Source organism: Corallococcus sp. CA041A, assembly GCF_003612075.1.
In the GTDB taxonomy this organism is placed as follows: Bacteria; Myxococcota; Myxococcia; order Myxococcales; family Myxococcaceae; genus Corallococcus; species Corallococcus exiguus.
In genome coordinates this window covers 1-13,628 of the sequence record NZ_RAWF01000006.1, presented here as the reverse complement: position 1 = coordinate 13,628, position 13,628 = coordinate 1, and the positions used below count along the sequence as shown (strand labels likewise).

Here is a 13,628-nt window from a genome sequence, read left to right as displayed (position 1 = left end):
CGCGCATCAATTCAAACGTGCGCGCCGTGCGTCCCCTGCGACTGCCGTGAGACTACAAACCTCCAGGTGAAGCGAACGCGACGAACAGCTCACCCGCGAGGTACGCGCGCATCCCCTTGCTCGCCGGTCGGATGAAGTCGTTAAGCAGCGCACCGGAGTTCAGCTTGTGCACCGTGGGGCGCGCCAGGTTCATGTGGCTGCGCGCCACGCCCTTGCCCCCGCGGTGGATGAACGTCACGGTGCCGTCCGGCGCCACGCTCTCCACGACCGCGATGTGCGTCATGCCGTCGTTGCGCTTGCCGTCGCGGTTGCGGTCGTACGTCTCCTTGAAGAACGCCAGGTCGCCCGGACGCGGGTTCAGCCGGTGCACCGCGCCCGCCGCCTGCGCGCGACGGAAGATGCCCGTCACCGCGTTCTCGCCCGCGAGGAAGCCGTGCGCCACCAGGTCGATGCCGGCCTGCAGGTACGCCAACCGCACCAGCCCCGAACAATCATTGGGCACCGAGCGGTCCAACCGCCGCGCGCCCACCAGCTGCGCCGCGCGCGCCACGATGCCGCGCGCCAGCTTCGACGGCGGCGGCAGCAACTCGTCCCAGAAGCCGCCCGGCCCCTGCGTGGGACCGGTGAAGAGCGCCGCGGCCTCCAGCGCCGCCGCGATGACGCCCGCCTCCTCCGGCACCGGGTGCGGATCCGCCTCCAGCAGCGCAGCCAGTCCCGCGCTGCCCTCCGGCGTCACGAAGGCCAGCGGCGGAGGCGCTTCGGCCTTCACGCCCAGTGCGCCCTCCGCGCCCACCGCTGTACCCCTTGGCGCTTCAACTACGGGGGAGCGGGTGACGGCCGAGACCGGAAGTTCCACCGCCATGCGAGGCGCGGCGTCCGGGACGTGCGCACAACCCACCAGGCAGCCCAGCGACATCAGGATGACGAGCGACGAACGGCGCAGCAGCAACAAGTCCTCCGGGGGTGAAAGCGGGCGCATTCAACCCCGGAATCGTTTTACGTCAAACAGCGATCATCCCTCCCAGGTCGCGAGCAGGTCGCGCACCCGCCCGTACTTCTGGAGCAGGGTGGCGCGGTGGGCGCTGAGCACCACCATGAAACCCACCACGAGCAGGCCCAGCATCGACAGGAACAGGGCGCCGATGCGGTGGTCGCGCATGCCGAAGCGCACCAGGTTGGCGGCCACCGCTGTCACCAGGAACGCCGAGCCCAGGTACACGTAGGAGCGGATCCGCAGCGCGATGCCCGCCCCCACGCCCACCAGGCAGAGGAACACGCACAGGAGCATCGCCCCGCCGTCGTTGAAGAGCAGCGGCTTCCACGCGCCGGCCACGTAGATGCCCGTCACTGCCATGGCGCGCAGCTGCGCGTAGGCGTCCCGCGACAGGCTCTTGCGGAAGACGCGCAGGAGCAGGAGCAGGGAGAGGCCCGCGGGGATGACGTAGTACTGCGGCTCGCCGGAACCGGTGCCCAGCCACACGAGGTACAGCGCCGTGTTGAAGGCGGCGACGGACATCGTCGACGCGAGGCCCCTCTGCTTCGTGAACGCCCCGAGCGCCGCGAAGTGCGCCGCGTAGCCCACGAGCAGCGCCACCGCGATGAACGGCTGGCTCCACGGCACCGTCAACAGGCCCGCCAGCGGGAAGAGCCACGCGCCCGCCACTGCGGGACGGCGGAAGGCCTTGAGGCCCGAGCCCTCGCGCCGCACGAAGAGGTACAGGCCGATGAAGGCCGCGCCGCCCATGATGGACACCAGGCTGTCCGCGGCGTCGGGGCGCGCGTTCAGGCCGATGAAGCGCACGCAGAAGTAGCCCATCGCCACCGCCGCCTGCGCGAGCCACGCCGCGCCTTCGTCCTCCTCGCGCGCCGCGTGGCGCACCAGGGCGAACAGCAGGAACACCAGCCCGCCGCACGCCACCCACGCCTCGCGCGCCGCGCCGCCCGGCAGGCGCACCGCCAGCACCGCGAACAGCACCTCCGTGAGCGCGATGATGGAGAACGCCCGTCCCATGCGCCCGCGCACCGCCTTGCCCGCCACGGACAGCACCAGCGTGGCGAGCAGCGACGTCGCCGCGCCGAAGTACGGGAGGAGGAACTGCGCGCCCCGGCCAGTGGAGTGCGTCGCGCCGTAGTTCAGGAGGAAGGCGTGCACGGCGAAGAGGGACGCCAGCCACCCCACCCACTCGCGGTCGCGGCGGCGCAGCACCACCACCCACGCCGTGGCCCACGCGAAGAACACGCACAGCGGCATGCCCGGGTGCGTAAGCGAACGCAGGCCCGCGAGTGACAGCAGCGCCAGCACCGCGCCACCGTTGTGCAGCGCCGCGCCCACCGCCACGCCGCGCTTGTCCAGCGCGAAGCCGACGACGGCCAGCAGCAGGCCCGTGCCCGCCACCACCGCGGGCGCCCACAGCGGCGGCACGGCGGCGACCAGCACCAGGCCCAGCAGCGCCGTGGCGGCGTTCATCATCAGCCGCTCGCGCGTCACCATCAGCGTCAGCGACGCGACGCCCGCGACCAGCGCCACGGACAGGGGCAGCTCGCCCGGACCAGCGTCCAGCAGCCGCAGGCCCACGAGCAGCGCCACGGTGCCGGCGCCGCCGGCCCACAGCGGCTCGCTCCAGGTGCCCTCGATTCCGGGGGTCAGGCGCGCGGTGACGTTCGTCAGCGTGCGCTGCACGGCGCCGGACTGGCACAGCGCGGACAGCAGCGCGGAGGCCAGACCCACGGCCGCGACGAGCAGGCCGCCTTCCGGACGCCACTGGCCCAGCGAGAAGACGTCCGTCTGGCCCAGCGGCGCGAGCGCGAACACCGCCACCGCCGCCGTGAGCAACCAGCGCTGCGACAGCAGGAACGCGGACAGCAGCACCACCGCCCCCAGCACCGACAGAGAGCCAGGGGTCGGCGACACCAGCGTGGACATCGCCGCGATCGCCAGGGCCGAGCCCGTGGCGGAAGCACGCAGCGCCGTGTCACGCGGGACGCGGAAGAAGGAGACCAGGGCCTGGGGCGCGTGGTGGTCCGCCAGCGCCAGGGCCAACAGCAGGCCCGTGGCCCAGGGCCGCGCCTCCGGAATGAACATCAGCAGCAGGGACGCGGCGATGACGCGGACAGAAGGCAGCGGGCCCGTCATGGGCACCAGCGCGATGGCGCAGAAGAGGGCCGTGCGCTGGCTCATTTCCTGTTCCGGAACCAGCAGCGCCAGTCCGCCCAGGCACGCGAGCGCCACCTGCATGCACATCGACAGCTCGTGGCGCGGGCCCTCTTCCCGCGAGCGCAGGAGCAGCGAGGAGACGGCCGGCACGTGCTCCACGACGCGCACCACCAGCAGCGGGAACAGCGGCAGCAGCGCGGTCCACGCGAAGGGAGGGTGCCAGGCCATCAGGGTCACCACACCGTAGGGCACCATCAGCGCCGCGGCGAAGGGCCGGTGCAGCGAGCGCGTCCACAACAGCGGCAGCAGCGCCGGACCCATGAGCGCGAGCTGCGTGGCGCCGCGCATCTGCGACAGCGCGTGCCCGTCCCACGACAAGGAGGCGTCCGCCAGCACCACCATCGCGCCCAGTGTGGCGACGATGCGGAAGGACTCGCCACCCGCGGCGATGCGCCGCACCGCGGGCACGTCCTCCAGGAGGGCCAGGACGCTGAGGAAAGTGGCGAGCCCCAACAGGGCCAGCGGGCCGGACGAGTGCAGCGCGAAGACGGCCTCGATGGAGGCCAGCATCAGCCCCAACGTCACGGGCAGCGTGCGGGCGGTGAAGAGCGCCGCCAGCGCAGCGCCCATCAGGAACAGGGACTGATCACTGGAGCGGCCCAGGGCCACCGGCAACAGCGGCAGGATGAGCGCGAGGATGCCCGCGGTGGTGGTGCTCGCGCTCTTGCCCTTGCGCGCGGCGACGATGGAGCCCACGAGCGATCCGGTGACGAGCAGCACCAGCGAGAGCCCCGGCGACAGCCCCCACGCGGTGTAGGCGTGCGGCACGTCCGGCAGGAGCGCGAAGCCCACGAGCACGACCGCGAACGGACGGACGCCGGGGAAGGAGCGGGAGGCCACCGCCACCGTCGCGGCGGCGGTGAGGAGCACGGGGCCCATGAAGACCTGCTCGGTCAGGCCCCACACCACCGCGAGCCCCGCGTACAGGAGGCCCGGCACGCCGAACCGCTTGAGCAGGCCGCCGCGCTCGCCCAGGAGCGCCAGCACCAGCGCGCCGCCCACCATCGCGGCGACCAGCGCCTGCGTGGAGTGGGCCGCGGCCAGCTTCGGCAGGATGGCGCCCGCGAGGAAGGCGCCGTAGGCCAGGAAGTTCTCGTCGCGCAGCCGGTACGCGGCCAGCAGGACGCCCGCGGCCCCCAGCGTCATGCCCACGACGGGCGCGGCGACGGGAGTGATGCCCAGCGCGATGGCGAACCCGCACGTCGCGATGACACCGGCCACGGCGGAGATGAAGCGCCGCGTGCGCTCGTCCGTGAGCCGCCACGTGAGGCCCGCGAGGCCCAGGGCGAGGACGCCGGACACGACGGCCGCGGGGGCCGCGCCGTAGACGCGGAAGGCGCTGAAGGGCAGCAGGCCGAAGAGCACCGCGCCCACGGCGGTCAGCGGGAAGCGCTTGAACAGCAGGCCCGCGCCCAGGGACATCGCGGCCAGGGCGAGCGTGGCGAAGAAGGAGGGCCGCGAGTCGGGACCCAGGTGGGAGTAGATGACGAACGCGGGCGCGGCCCAGGTGGTGCAGCGCAGGAGCACGTCCGCGAGTCCCAGGGAGCGAGCGTCACCGGTGCGCTCGCCGCGCCTCTGGGCGAAGAACGCGAGCACCAGGCCCGCGAGCACGAAGGGCACGGCCGTCAGCGCGCCATATTGGATGGGCAGCGGCGCCGCGGGCGGGTAGCCCATGCGCGTCTTGATGGCATTGATGAGGAGCGTGAGCGCGTGCGGGATCAACTGCGCGCTGGACGCATAGCTGAAGTAGGCGCCCGCGTACGCCGGGTAGAGCCACGGCAGGCGGTTCAGGGGGCCGCGCGACAGCGACACGAGCGTGCCGGTGAAGATGGCCGCGGTGAAGAAGAAGGCGGGCTTGGTGCCGACGATGGCACCCGCGAGGCACGCCACCTGGAGCGCGATGGTGACGACCGCGAGCGGATCCGCGGCGCGCTTCTCATCGAGCGTGCGGAAGCGCAGGCAGGTGGCGAGCAGGAACGCCGCGAAGGGCGCGTAGGTGCCAGGAGGAACGGAGGTCCCGGCGACGCCCAGGGCCAGGTGCAACCGGATGGCGAACATCGCGGTGAGGAACAGGGGCGCGGCGAGCGCGAACGTGAGCGCACCGCCCTTGCGAGGGGTCTCGGTGGCCTTGCTCGACAGCAGGAAGAAGAGGATGCACGGCAGGGTGTTGAGCCACACCGCCGGGACGCCCACGCGCGCGGCCACGGGGGCCAGCCCCATGATGAGCGTGGCGCCCACGAGGCCCAGTTGGATGAACGGGCGCGAGGGAGCGTCGAAGGACTCGATGGGCTTGCGGGCGAGCCACGCGGCGACGCCGGACCAGGCGAAGAGGAGCGGCACGAGCAGCAAGGGGCGCACGCCGTCGAGGTGGAGCGCTTCACCGAAGCCCAGGGGCCCCAGCGCGACGCCACCCAGCGGAGCCACGGCGGAGCCGATGAGGCCGAGGATGCGGCCCGGCTTGCGCAGGGACTCGCGGCGGGCGAGGTAGCCGCCCCACACGGAGAAGCCGACGGAGTAGCCCACGGTCATGAGGAAGACGGTGAGCGAGCGGGTGACGGACGTCATCCCGTCCCAGGACTCGAAGACGAAGTAGAGCGTGCCGGAGAGGATGAGGAACGCGCCGATGAACCACGCGATGCTCTCGTAGAGGAACGGCCGCCACACGCGGCTCCACGTCGAGGTCTCCTCGACGATGCGGGCGGTGCGGCTGTTCGGAGCGGGCGGATCCACGAAGGGTTCGCCCGGGTTCGGAGGCAACTGGCGAGCAGTCCGCTGTTCGTTGACGGCCCGCGCGCGGGACTCGGCGGAGGTACGGCCCGAGTTCAACCGGCGAGCCGCGGAGGCATCCGACAGGGAGGCGATGCCCAGGCACGCGATGAGGTCGAGCGAGTTGAAGTGGAACGAAGCGCCCGTGGAACCCGGAGTCGCGGAGGCATCGGGGACAGCGTCAGAAGCAGTGGCGGTGTCAGAGACAGCGGCATCAGAAGCAGCAACGTGAGCGACGGAGGCATCGACGACAGCAGCGTGAACAACGGAAGCGGAGTCATCCGCGACGACATTCGCGGTGGCGGCCACCTGGGAGTCCGCGCTCGCGGCCTGCGCGACGGGGATCTCATCTGCGGCCGCCTCCACGGTAGGAAGCGTCACGGGACCGAGGGCGACAGCGCCCTCTCCCATCGTCGGAGGCGTCACGGCCTCGTTGCGAAGCTCGACGGGCGCGGACGTCAGCGCGTCGATAGGCGTCTCGGTGAGGACTGAGAGGAGGACGCGGGCCTGGCGCTCGTAGCGCTCGGTGAGGCGGCGGCCGACCATGGGCGGCACGTCGTGGACATCCCAGCGGCGCACCTCGTCCAGGAGGAAGTGGACATGCGCGAGCTCGGCCTCGATGGCGGAGCGAGCGCGGGCGGCGAGACGATTGCCACAGACGACGCACTGGGACGCGCTTCCCAGGCGTTCTTGCCGGCAGGCAGGACAGTACATGGAACTTCCCCCTCTACAACGACCGTGCCACGGAGAATGCCCTGGAAAGGCGCAGGATTGAAATCCACCGGGGTGCGTCGGGCGCGTGGCGGTTGTGCAGGGCGCTGCACAGGTGCACACCCGTCGCCGCTGGCCGGCGGTCGTGAGTCATGGGACCGTGGAGGTCATGAGCACGGAACTGACGTTGAGGCCCATCGAGGCCCGGGACGACACGGCAGTGGCGGCGGTCATCCGAGCGGTGATGCCGGAGTTCGGAGCGGACGGCCCGGGGTTCGCGATCCACGACCCGGAAGTGGACGCGATGACCGCAGCCTACAGCCGTCCCCGGCACGTGTATCTCGTGGTGGAGCATGGGGGCCAGGTGGTGGGAGGCGCGGGCATCGCGCCGCTGGACGGAGGAGCACCGGACGTCTGCGAGCTGCGAAAGATGTACTTCCTGCCCAAGGCCCGGGGCCACGGCATGGGCGAGCGCCTGATGAGACACTGTCTGGAGTTCGCGCGAAGCGCCGGCTTCCGGCAGTGCTACCTGGAGACGCTGGCGGGCATGGAGCAAGCCCAGAAGCTCTACCGCAAGGTCGGCTTCGAACCGCTGAGCGCCCCCATGGGCGGCACCGGCCACTTCGGCTGCGACCGCTGGTACGCGCTATCACTCATCCATCCCACATAATTCCACAAACCACCCACCACTATCTTTTCAACACAGGGACACGCAAATGGAAAAACTACACACCATACAATTCTCTGGATACCGATCATTCGCAACCAAAACAACTCTCGAACTACGTCCCTTAACGCTCATATACGGTCGCAATAATGCAGGCAAAAGCGCACTACTCCGGCTTCTTCCAATACTCGCAGACTCTGTCTCTGAACGAGCTGAAGCCCCGCTCGACCTATCCGGCCCTGCAGGGCGAGGAGCAAGTTTTCTCGACATTCTGTGGCGTGGACAGATCCCAGCAAGCCGCAAGCTCACACTGGAACTCCATTGGTCAGATGAATCAAAAACCAAGACAACAATAGACACATACACACTAGACTACTCAGACAAGATCGGCACCTATGTCCGCAGCTACAAGAAATCAACCCTAGGCATCGAGAAAACAGAGTTCGAAGCAGACGCCGTTGCCTTTGGCGAAGACAATAAATACACAATCAAAGACGAGTCCGGACAACCACAAGAAGCGGAAGTAAACTTCATCGGCCTGATTCCGACATCCACAACTAAATTCAGCACATTCCATGACCTTACTGAGCGCTTAAGGACATTGCGGCACCACGTTCAGTGGCTTGAATCAATTAGAACAGGGCCTGATCGCATCGTGCGGAAGACCGGAGGAACTCCACGAACACTAAGTCCTAACGGACGAAGGGCAGCAGAAGCAATCTTGGCGTCTCCGTACATTCTAAACGAACTACAGACATGGTACTCTGGCAGTGAAACCAGAAGACGTCTCGAAATTTCCGATGTATCGGGCTCAATGCGCAGAATTTTCCTTAACCCATCAGAAGGATCCTGCCGAGACATTGACATCGCAGATACTGGCGAAGGAATGGTGCAGGTTTTCCCTGTGCTCGTAGCGACGGCAATGGCCCGAAAAGAGGGAAGCGCTGCATTCCTTGCCGTAGAGGAACCCGAGTCGCATCTACATGCCAATGCACAGAAGGCGTTGGCGACATACTTCTCCAGCATCGCATCAGAGTCCGACGCCCCTACTATCGTCATAGAAACGCACTCAAGAATGCTTATGCTCGGAGTGCAATTGGCGATCGCCAGTGGAGCATTGCCCCCTAACAAGGCATGTGCCTACTGGGTGGATCAAGAAGAAGATGGGCGTAGCGTCGTGACGAAGATTGAGTTTGATAAGGCAGGTGGGCTCATAAATTGGCCCGCCAGCGCTTTCTCGGAAGACCAGAAGTTGGCTCGAGAGCTATTGGCACTTCAACTAGCTGCCAAGGAATAGGTTATTCAAGAGGTCCAACAAGTGAACGTCATCCTCGACAATAGTATATTTCAAAGCAATCCAATCCACTCGCTTTCCCTATTCGAGATATTCGCATTAGGCTGGGACGAGCGGCACGCCATCCTTACAAACCCGCCATTCGACCCTGCCGCCGAACAACCCGTCAACACTTGGTTAACCACCCTGACAGACGGGCTAAGGAAAGAAGCAGTACAAGTACTAGATCAAAGCATCCCCTTAACACTCCGTCGCCCCAGAACGACATCCAGAATCAGGGTCGTCACCGCCCAGAGCGACTGGGCTACAGCAACAATCAATATAAGAGACGCGGTTCGCCTGATGCGGACCCCATTAAAACTACTACTCGAAAACAGTCGAAACGACTTCAACTTCTTACTTCGACTCGCCTCTCCGACAGACAGACAAGACCTTAAAGACGCCATCAAGAAGGGCTGGATTGAGACGGAACAGGCGGGCGGCCTTGGCGAGATGAAAAACATCCTGCTCGACCTACACACCGCCCCAAATGCTGAAATCTCAGCACTCATCCACAAGCTTCGACTCTGGGTTATGTTCGACAGGGATAGCGAGCAAGCAGACCGCAGCAAGCCCTCAAAAGCATCAGAGGAAGTCTTGGGTCTTTGCAGCGAAATAGCAAACCAGAAGCCTTGGCCACTTCAGTTTTGCCAACTGGGGCGCAGGAGCATTGAAAACTACATCCCCATTGAAGCACTAAGATATTGGCAGAACGAGGCCTCTGGCTCAACGCATACTGAGCGGCGAAGGAAAGTAGAAGCCTTAGCGTCGCTCAGTAAGAAGAATCCTCAAGCTCGATGGCAATACAATATGAAATCTGGACTTCTTGGGGATTTGCGCAAGGAACAAGTGAAAGAGATTGAACAGCAAGGCAGATCACTCAGGGACACCGACCTAGATCCCTTATTCACAGGGCTCACCGAGCAGGAGCGAACCTCGCTCGCGGAAGGCTTCGGAAAAGATATAGCCAGTCTATACCTGCACCATATAAGTTCCTGGGAAACGTCTTTCGATTTAGAGTATCAGCAGGGACCTGCTCACCAACCAGCAAGGCCAGCTCTACTCTTCTCGCTCTTTTCAAGAATGTAACGATGCCAAACCAAAGCCTTTTTGACAATCCAACAGTTCCTCGGCTTCTCACCGTCCTTGACGAAGTGCGCAGCGGAAACCTATTGATTCCGGACTTCCAGCGACCTTTCGAGTGGGATGATGATCGCAGGCTGCTTTTGCTAGATAGCGTAAGCAAAGGAATGCCGATAGGCAGTTTCCTCGTATGGCGCACGCGGAAGAATAGGCTTAAATCATATAAGAACATCGGCCCATTCGAACTCTTCAAAGAGCCCGCCGAGGGTGAAATCCGATCCTACCTTCTTGATGGGCATCAGCGACTAACTACACTGTTCGCGGCCCTTACAGAAACAACGTTACCTCCTGGTACACAAGGGGTCCGGTGGCCTATCTATTACGACCTATCAGCGCAGAAAGGCGAGCATGCCTTTACTCTACGACGAGGCCGGTTGACGCCCCCCCCGACCTGGGCACCACTGTCAGTATTCCTATCGCCCAAGAAGCTGTACGACTTCCAAAAGGGACTGATGGACAAAGGCTTCTTTTCTGAAGCCGACAAAGCAGAGGCGCTAGCCAACGCCTTCAAAGACTACCAGATCCCCATCGTCCCCTTGGTAAGCGAAGATCTCGACGTCGTCACGGATAGCTTCGTTCGGGTAAACAACCAAGGCAAGCCCATGCAAGAAACGCACATGGCTCGCGCATTACTCTACTCAAAAATAGATCTCAAGGATCGCTTAGATCAAATAAGGCAACGCTTGGCCCCCCTGGGCTGGTCCGACTTGGAAGACCAAGTTTTTGTCAATGCACTCAAAGCCCGCTGGGGATTGGACATATACAAAGCGGGGCCTCGAGAACTCAACGATCATCTATCAAGATATGATCATGAGGAAGTATTCAAAGAATTGGAAAAGAGCACTAAGCGGGCGGTTGACTTCCTGTCAGAATGCGGGGTTGGCGGACCTCGTTCATTGCCATACGCCTATCAACTAGTTGCGCTCATTGAATCACTAAGAAGAGTAGAGCACCCGCTCGACGCACACCACAAAAACTCGCTGCATACTTGGTTTTGGGCCACAACCTATGCGGGATATTTCACGGGCATGACATCGAACAGGATCCAGGACTCCATCGACGAACTATCCTCAATAATTTTAAAAAACCGAAGCCCAATTCCGGAAGATTTGCCGCGACAAATCCAACCACTAAAGCAGTTCAACTTCAACGCGACTCGCAGCAAAGCCTTTGCCTTAATCCTCGTCAATCAAATCAAGGAAAAGACTCTTCGATTGCGGACACAGCGATTACTGGGACTTGCTGGTTCCTCGGCAGTGGAGCGCCTCTTTTCGGATGGCTCCAGCGATGACCCTGCCAACCGAGTGGTTGCTACACCCGAAGAGTTGGGCCGCCTACGGAAGGCTGTCGAGCGGCCTGTCCCCATGTCTGCGGGTAAAGCCAAGTTACTTGCGCGTTACAGTGTACCCACTGACTTGGTTTCGTTGTTTCCAGTTCAGAGCATCAATCATGTGCTTGATCAAAGAAGGCTCATGCTGAGTTCACTGGAGTCGCGCTTTATCGAAAGCCTGGGTCTTGAGCCTGATTTCTAATGCATCTCATGTTTTGATTCACGCCTCGTCTGTCTCCCGTCCAGCAATGGAAGACTATGCGCCCGTCTTCTCAGAGCGACCGGTAGCCGTCCCTTCGCTCAGCAAGCAGCCAGATTGGTTCCTTTGCCGCCCCGGCCCCTCTGACCCAACTTCCCAGGTCAGGAGGCCCGCATGGCGGTCAAGAAGCAGTCCCGGTCCACGACGACGGCAGGTCCACGGCTGGCACCGCGCACCCAGAGCGCCCGCACCGCGCACGCCGCTCCGTCAGACACGGACAAGCTCCCGTTCGACATCGAAGAGGTCCTCCGCCGCGTGCGCCACGAGGTCCGCACCTTCGCGGACGCCGCCATGTTCGAGCTCGCCGCGAAAGGCCACGGCTCCCTCTTCGAACAGCTCATCGCGTGCATCCTCTCCATCCGCACGCTCGATGAAGTCAGCCTCCCCGCGTCCCTCCGGCTCCTCGGCCGCGCGCACACGCCCGAAGCCCTCTCGCGCCTCACCCCGGCGGAAATCGACGCCCTCATCCGCCCCGTCACCTTCCACGAGGGCAAGGCCCACCAGGTCCACGCCATCGCCGTGCGCACGCGTGACGAGTTCCAGGGCCAGCTCCCCGCGGATCCGGACGTGCTCCAGTCCTTCAAGGGCGTGGGCCCCAAGTGCGCGCACCTGGCGCTCGGCATCGCTTGCGGCCACGAGGTCATCAGCGTGGACATCCACGTCCACCGCGTCACCAACCGCTGGGGCTACGTGAAGGCCTCCACTCCGGAACGCACCCTCGCCGCGCTCGAAGCCGTGCTCCCTCGCCCCTACTGGGTGGAGCTCAACCGGCTCCTCGTCCCCTTCGGCAAACACGTGTGCACCGGCTCCCGCCCGAAGTGCTCCACCTGCCCCGTGCTCCCCTACTGCCGGCAGGAAGGCGTCACCTCCCACCGCTGACGACTACCGGTCGTGCCCCGCCCACTGCGTCGCCCTCCGCGCGAACCTCCGCCAGGGGTTCGTCCGGCCGCCGTTCTCCAGCGAAATCTCCTTCGAGTGCCGCACGTCCTTCTCCCAGCACGCCTCCAACTTCGCGGCGATCTCCCGGTCGTCGAACACCAGCGACCCTTCGCTCAACTTGTTGAGCGACAGCGAATCCAGATTCGTGGAGCCCACGACGCACAGCCAGTCATCCACCAGCATCGTCTTCGAGTGCAGCATCGCCGGCTGGTACTCCCAGATGCGCACCCCCGCAGCCAACAGCCGCTCATACGTGGACCGCTGCGACGCTCTCACCACCGGCACGTCGTGCTTCGGCCCCGGGCCCATCACCCGCACGTCCACGCCCTGCCGGACCTTCACCTCCAGTTGCTCCAGGATGTCGTTGGGCGGCGTGAAGTACGCGTTGGCGATCCACAGCCGCTTCGTCGCCGCGGCCACCACCAACCGCACCATCCGCTCCGCCTCGGTGATGCCCAACCGCCCGGCGCTGTCGATGAACGCCGCGCATCCGCCTCCGTCCTCCTTCAACTCCGGAAAGCACTCGCGCGGCAGGAACCCTCCGCCCGACTCAATCCAGTGCTTGGAGAACGTCACCTGGATGCGCCGCACCTCCGGCCCCTCCACCCGGATGTGCGTGTCGCGCCAGTTGTCCTCCTTCAGCCCGTCCCCCTCCCACACCTTCCAGATGCCGAAGCCGCCCGTGTACGCGACGCGCCCGTCCACCACGACGATCTTCTGGTGCGACCGGCTCAACAGCCGCCCCAGCACCTTTCCCGCCAGCAGCCGGTAGTAGTGCACCTCCACGCCCGCGTCCGTCAGGCGCTTCTCGATCTGCTGATCGAAGTCCTTGTCCCCAGTGGTCTCCTCGCTGCCCACCGGATCCACCACCACGCGGCACTGCACACCCGCGCGCGAGCGTTCAATCAACGCCTCCACGAACCGGTCCGACAGCTCGCACGGCCGCCAGATGTAGACGAGCATGTGCACGCTGTGCTTCGCCGCGCGGATGTCCTCCAACATCCGGCCGAAGACCTGGCTGTTCTCCAGCAGGTGCATCCGGTGCCCCGGTGACAGCCCCACGCCCGTGCACTGATAGAGCGCGAACGAGAAGCCCTCCGGTCCCGGTGGCAATTCGAACGGGCCCTGCATCTCGTGCTTGCGCGTCTCGTCGCCGCCGTCGAACCCATGCGCCCCCGGCTGGGGCAGCAACTCGTCCATCAGCTCGCTCATGGTCCCGGCAACGTAGGGACGCCTGCCCTCCCCCGGGAGTCACCGCCCACCTCC

The 13,628-nt window shown here is 64.9% G+C and carries 8 protein-coding genes; 5 read left to right on the top strand and 3 right to left on the bottom strand.

Translation table 11 applies throughout. The features are described from left to right. Nucleotides 1-52: 52 nt before the first annotated feature. On the bottom strand, nt 53-979 hold the full coding sequence (locus tag D7V77_RS01765) for a CHAP domain-containing protein (RefSeq protein ID WP_233596590.1): 927 nt from the start codon (nt 977-979) through the stop codon (nt 53-55). Nucleotides 980-1,012: 33 nt separating this feature from the next. After that, nucleotides 1,013-6,694, bottom strand: coding sequence for a hypothetical protein (locus D7V77_RS01760; RefSeq protein WP_120574534.1), 5,682 nt, complete (start codon nt 6,692-6,694; stop codon nt 1,013-1,015). 166 nt (nt 6,695-6,860) lie between these two features. Here D7V77_RS01760 and D7V77_RS01755 point away from each other — a divergent pair, with 166 nt between their 5' ends. The 5 genes from D7V77_RS01755 to nth all read left to right on the top strand — a co-directional run bounded on the left by D7V77_RS01755 (nt 6,861) and on the right by nth (nt 12,302). Beyond that, nucleotides 6,861-7,361, top strand: coding sequence for a GNAT family N-acetyltransferase (locus D7V77_RS01755; protein WP_120574533.1), 501 nt, complete (start codon nt 6,861-6,863; stop codon nt 7,359-7,361). Between the two features lie 46 nt (nt 7,362-7,407). Next, nucleotides 7,408-8,655 (top strand): AAA family ATPase, encoded by a 1,248-nt coding sequence (locus D7V77_RS01750; RefSeq protein WP_120574532.1) that lies wholly within the window; start codon nt 7,408-7,410, stop codon nt 8,653-8,655. Between the two features lie 21 nt (nt 8,656-8,676). Continuing rightward, entirely contained in the window at nt 8,677-9,780 is a 1,104-nt protein-coding gene (locus tag D7V77_RS43145) for a hypothetical protein (protein ID WP_147451955.1), read from the top strand. A 2-nt stretch (nt 9,781-9,782) separates the two neighbouring features. After that, a complete protein-coding gene (locus D7V77_RS01745; RefSeq protein ID WP_120574531.1) occupies nt 9,783-11,366 on the top strand; it encodes a DUF262 domain-containing protein in 1,584 nt (527 codons plus the stop codon). 171 nt (nt 11,367-11,537) lie between these two features. Further along, complete coding sequence (nth, locus tag D7V77_RS01740; protein WP_233596589.1) at nt 11,538-12,302, top strand: endonuclease III; 765 nt, start codon at nt 11,538-11,540, stop codon at nt 12,300-12,302. A gap of 3 nt (nt 12,303-12,305) precedes the next feature. On the opposite strand, the gene D7V77_RS01735 is transcribed toward nth, so the two are convergent. Then, nucleotides 12,306-13,574: a phosphatidylserine/phosphatidylglycerophosphate/cardiolipin synthase family protein gene (locus D7V77_RS01735; RefSeq protein WP_120574530.1), complete on the bottom strand. Its 1,269-nt coding sequence runs from the start codon at nt 13,572-13,574 to the stop codon at nt 12,306-12,308. Nucleotides 13,575-13,628: the final 54 nt, after the last annotated feature.

Excerpts from the sequence above, each read along its gene's own strand:
- D7V77_RS01765 (WP_233596590.1), bottom strand. The coding sequence starts at position 979 with ATGCGCCCGCTTTCACCCCCGGAGGACTTGTTGCTGCTGCGCCGTTCG.
- D7V77_RS01760 (WP_120574534.1), bottom strand. The coding sequence starts at position 6,694 with ATGTACTGTCCTGCCTGCCGGCAAGAACGCCTGGGAAGCGCGTCCCAG.
- D7V77_RS01755 (WP_120574533.1), top strand. The coding sequence starts at position 6,861 with ATGAGCACGGAACTGACGTTGAGGCCCATCGAGGCCCGGGACGACACG.
- D7V77_RS01750 (WP_120574532.1), top strand. The coding sequence starts at position 7,408 with ATGGAAAAACTACACACCATACAATTCTCTGGATACCGATCATTCGCA.
- D7V77_RS01745 (WP_120574531.1), top strand. The coding sequence starts at position 9,783 with ATGCCAAACCAAAGCCTTTTTGACAATCCAACAGTTCCTCGGCTTCTC.
- nth (WP_233596589.1), top strand. The coding sequence starts at position 11,538 with ATGGCGGTCAAGAAGCAGTCCCGGTCCACGACGACGGCAGGTCCACGG.
- D7V77_RS01735 (WP_120574530.1), bottom strand. The coding sequence starts at position 13,574 with ATGAGCGAGCTGATGGACGAGTTGCTGCCCCAGCCGGGGGCGCATGGG.